Origin of the sequence: Burkholderia sp. (genome assembly GCF_018375725.1) — a bacterium.
Lineage (GTDB): Bacteria > Pseudomonadota > Gammaproteobacteria > Burkholderiales > Burkholderiaceae > Burkholderia.
In genome coordinates this window covers 1-4,340 of record NZ_JAHACR010000331.1, presented here as the reverse complement: position 1 = coordinate 4,340, position 4,340 = coordinate 1, and the positions used below count along the sequence as shown (strand labels likewise).

General features: G+C 68.3%; 4 protein-coding genes. All 4 read right to left on the bottom strand.

Annotation, left to right across the window (positions count from 1 at the left end; genetic code table 11):
- Positions 1–139: 139 nt before the first annotated feature.
- Positions 140–1,345 carry a CaiB/BaiF CoA-transferase family protein gene (locus KH616_RS22040; RefSeq protein WP_292251300.1) on the bottom strand — a complete coding sequence of 402 codons (1,206 nt, stop codon included), beginning with the start codon at positions 1,343–1,345 and terminating at the stop codon, positions 140–142.
- A 22-nt stretch (positions 1,346–1,367) separates the two neighbouring features.
- The gene (locus tag KH616_RS22035; protein ID WP_292251297.1) at positions 1,368–2,522 is read right to left on the bottom strand and encodes an acyl-CoA dehydrogenase family protein; all 1,155 of its coding nucleotides are present in this window, start codon (positions 2,520–2,522) and stop codon (positions 1,368–1,370) included.
- Positions 2,523–2,531: 9 nt separating this feature from the next.
- Positions 2,532–3,728, bottom strand: coding sequence for an acyl-CoA dehydrogenase family protein (locus KH616_RS22030; RefSeq protein ID WP_292251294.1), 1,197 nt, complete (start codon positions 3,726–3,728; stop codon positions 2,532–2,534).
- 29 nt (positions 3,729–3,757) lie between these two features.
- On the bottom strand, positions 3,758–4,340 hold a 583-nt coding region (locus KH616_RS22025), incomplete at its 5' end, for a 3-hydroxyacyl-CoA dehydrogenase family protein (RefSeq protein WP_292251291.1).

Sequence of the window (4,340 nt, the reverse complement as noted above, 5' to 3'; positions counted from 1 at the left end):
TCACGGCGAGCCGTGAGCGTTTCGATGGCGGAAAGGTCCATAGTGTCTCCGATCTCATGCAAATCCCCTCGTCTCGCATGGGTGTGTTGTCTCTGCGATCGGCGCGCGTACCAGCCCGCCCGCGCCGTGGCGGCAAGATTCAGACGATCCGGTCCGCGCGCAGCTGGGCGACCTCGTGCGCAGACATCCCGAGCCAGCCGCCCAGCACGTGCTCGGTATCCGCGCCGAGCACGGGCGGCGCGCCGCGCACCGGCAGCCGCGCGCCGTCGAAACGGTAAGGCGGCGCCAGCACGTCGACCCCGCCCGCGACCGGATGCGGCTGGCGCGTGACGAGCCCCGCGCTGCGCGTGCGCCCGGACGTCAGCGCTTCATGCAGGCCCAGCACTTCGCCGCACGGAATGCCGGCATCGGCGAGCGCCGTCAGCAGCGCCGCGCGCGGCCGGCGCGCCAGTTCGCGGCGGAGCTCCGGCAGCAGTTCGGCACGGTTCGCCGAGCGCGCGAGGTTCGTCGCGAACCGCGCGTCGCGCGCGAGTTCCGGACGGCCGATCGCCTCGCAAAAACGCGCGAACTGCGCGTTGTTGCCGACGGTGATCACGAGCGGGCCATCCTGCGCGTCGAACACGCCGTAAGGCACGATCGACGGATGCGCATTGCCGTAGCGCGGCGGATCCTTTTCCATCAGCAGCGCCTCGAGTCCGTAATACGCGGTGATCATCAGTCCGCAGTCGAACAGCGCCATCTCGATGCGCCGCCCCCGCCCGGTCGTATGCCGCTCGTACAGCGCGGCAAGAATGGCCTGCGCCGAGTACATGCCGGTGAACAGGTCGACGGCCGCGACGCCGAACTTCAGCGGCGGCTGGTCTTCCTCGCCGTTCAGGGCCATGAGGCCCGCCTCGCCCTGCACGACGAGGTCGTAGCCGGGGCGCCCCGCCTCCGGGCCGGAGCGGTCGTAGCCGGAAATCGCGCAGTGCACGAGGCGCGGGTTCAGTGCGGCGAGCGCGTCGTAGCCGAGGCCGAGCTTCTCCGCACCGCCGAGCTTGAAGTTGTGGATCACGACGTCGGCCTGCGCGGCCAGCTCGCGCGCGAGGCGCTGCCCGTCCTCCGTCTGCAGATCGAGGCAGATCGAGCGCTTGCTGCGGTTCACGCTGTTGAAATACGTCGTTTCCGTGTCGCCGACCCGCAGGCCCCAGTCGCGCGTGTCGTCGCCGCGCGCGGGATGTTCGACCTTGATGACCTCGGCACCGAAATCCGCGAGCACCATCGCGCACCACGGCCCGGCCAGCACGCGCGAGAAATCGAGCACCTTCACGCCGGCCAGCGGCAGCGCACGGAATGCGTTGTCCATCGTTGTCTCCTCCATCTCCGTATCACTGCTTCGACAGCGCGATATAGCGCGCGAGGTGATGATCCTCGTCGCCGAGCTGGTGATCGATCATCACGAGGCGCTTCGCGTAATGCGACAGCGGCAATTCCCACGTCATGCCGATCCCGCCGTGCAACTGGATGCTTTCCTCCGCGACGAGCGTGCCGATCCGGCCGATGCTGACTTTCGCGGCAGCCAGCGCGCGTTCGCGCACGACGCGCGGCGCATCGAGCTGGGCGGCTGCATTGATCACCGCGGAGCGCGCCTGCTCGACCTCGAGCAGCAGGTCGGCCATCCGGTGCTGCAGCGCCTGGAAGCTGCCGATCGGCATGCCGAACTGCTTGCGCGTGCGCAGATATTCGAGCGTGTGCGCCTTCGCGACGTCCATCGCGCCGAGCGCTTCGGCCGACAGCGCGAGCAGGCCGTAGCCGAGTACACGTTCGAGCAGCGCCGCGCCGGCGCCGGGACCGGCATCGCCGCCCATGCACCGAACGTCGAGCGCGGCATCGGCCGGCAGCGCGACGCGATCGAAACGCACGTCGGCCGCGCGGCCGCCGTCGATCTTGCGATAGCCGCGCAGCGACACGCCCGGCGCGGACGCGGGCACGACGAAGAGACCGATGCCCGCTTCATCGTCGTCGTGACCGGCCGTGCGCGCGGTGACGACGAAGCATCCCGCCTGCTCCGCCTGATCGACGACGCCCTTCGCACCGGTCAGCACCCACCCGTCGGGCATCCGCTCGGCGCGCGTGCGCACGTGCGTCAATTCGTAGTGCGAGCCCGGCTCGTCGTGCGCGAAGGCGGCACTCATGCTGCCGTCGATCAGCGCGGCGAGCTTGTCGCGATGCGCGTCGCCGCCGGCCAGCGACAACGCGCGGCCCGCGAGCAATGCGCCGAGGAACGGCTCGACGACGAGCCCGCGGCCGAGGCACTCGAACACGACCTCGATATCGAAACCCGCGCCGCCGAAGCCGCCGTCGGCTTCAGGGAACAATGCGCCGATCGCGCCGAGCTCGGCGAAACGTTCCCACATGGTCCGGTCGAAGCCCGCGTCCGATTGCGCGATGCGGTCGCGCACCGGAAACGCATACTGTTCGGCGATAAACCGGTTCAACGTATCCGCCAGCATCCGGCGGTCTTCTGTGTGCTGGAAATCCATCGCAGATCCTTACAGCCCGAGCATCATCTTCGCGATGATGTTCTTCTGAATTTCGTTCGAGCCGCCGAAGATCGACAGCTTCCGGTTGTTGAAATACTGGAGCGCCGCGCTCGCGGCTTCGTCCGGCCCGACCGGCTCGCCGTCGTAGCCGGCGTCGAGCGCCTCCTCGACGAACGGCTGCGCGTACGGTCCCATCGCGCGCCGCATCAGCGACGCAATCTCCTGGCGGATCTGCGTGCCGCGGATCTTCAGCATCGAGCTTTCCGCGCCCGGCGCGCCGCCGCCCGCGACCGCGGCCAGCACGCGCAGGTTGGTCGTCTTCATGTTCTCGAGCTCGATCTCGACGCGTGCGAGCCGCGCGGCGAACAACGGATCGTCGGCGAGCGGCCTGCCGTTCTTCCTCAGCTTCGCCGCAACCGTACGCAGCCGGCCGAGCGCCGCCGTCGAGAAGCCGACGCCCGCGATGTTCGTGCGCTCGTACGTCAGCAGGTATTTCGCGTAGGTCCAGCCCTTGTTCTCCTCACCGACGAGGTTCTCGACCGGCACGCGCACATCGGTGAAAAACACCTCGTTGACTTCGTGCTCGCCGTCGAGCGTGACGATCGGGCGCACTTCGACGCCGGGCGCATTCATGTCGACCAGCAGGAAACTGATGCCCTCCTGCTTGCGCACGTCGGTCGCGGTGCGCACGAGGCAGAAGATCATGTTCGCGTAGTGGCCGAGCGTGGTCCACGTCTTCTGCCCGTTGACGACGTAGTGGTCGCCGTCGCGCACGGCGCTCGTCTTGACCGCCGCGAGATCGGAGCCCGCGCCCGGCTCCGAGTAGCCCTGACACCACCAGTCGGTGCCGTCGAGGATGCGCGGCAGCCAGTGGCGCTTCTGCGCTTCGCTGCCGTACTTGATCAGCACCGGGCCGAGCATGTTCACGCCGAACGGCACGATGCGCGGCGCGCCGGCCAGCGCGCATTCGTTGTCGAACAGGAATTTCTGCGCGACGCTCCAGCCGGGGCCGCCATATTCGCGCGGCCAGTGGCTCGCGAGCCAGCCGCGCGCGTTGAGGATCGCGTGCCATTCGCGCATGTCGTCGCGCGTCAGATGCAGGGCGCCCTTCACCTTGCGCGCGAGGCGCTCGGGCAGATGTTCCTTCAGGAAGCGCTGCACGTCGGTGCGGAATGCTTCCTCTTCGGGTGTGAAATTGAGATCCATCGGGGTTCCGTATCGAATTCGGTTGACGTTCAGTCGAGGCGGTTCAGGCTCGCGAAATCCGCGCCGCGCGCGACGAGTTCGACGATCAGCGGCGAAGGCTTCCAGAACAGCGGATCCTCCTTCGCGAAGGTGCGGATGTCCGCCAGCACGTTCGCAAGGCCGACCGTATCCGCGTAATGCATGGGACCGCCGTGATGACGCGGGAAGCCGTAGCCGTGCAGGAACACCGCGTCGACGTCGAGCGGGCGCAGCGCGATCTTCTCGTGCACGACGTTCGCTCCTTCGTTGACCATCGCGGCCAGATAGCGGCGCATGATCTCGTCGTCGGTGAACGCGCGCGGCGCGACGCCCTTGCGTGCGCGTTCCGCATCGACGATCGCCTCGACTTCCGGATCCGGCGTACCGACTCGCGCACCGTCCGGATACAGGTAATAGCCGCGCCCGGTCTTCTGGCCGAACCAGCCGCGCTCGCACAGCCGGTCGGAAATCTCGACGTAGCGCGCACGCGGATCGCGCGTCGGCGCGCGGCGCTTGCGGGTTGCCCAGCCGATGTCGCCGCCGGCGAGATCGACGACCTGGAACGGCCCCATCGGAAAGCCGAATGAACGGACC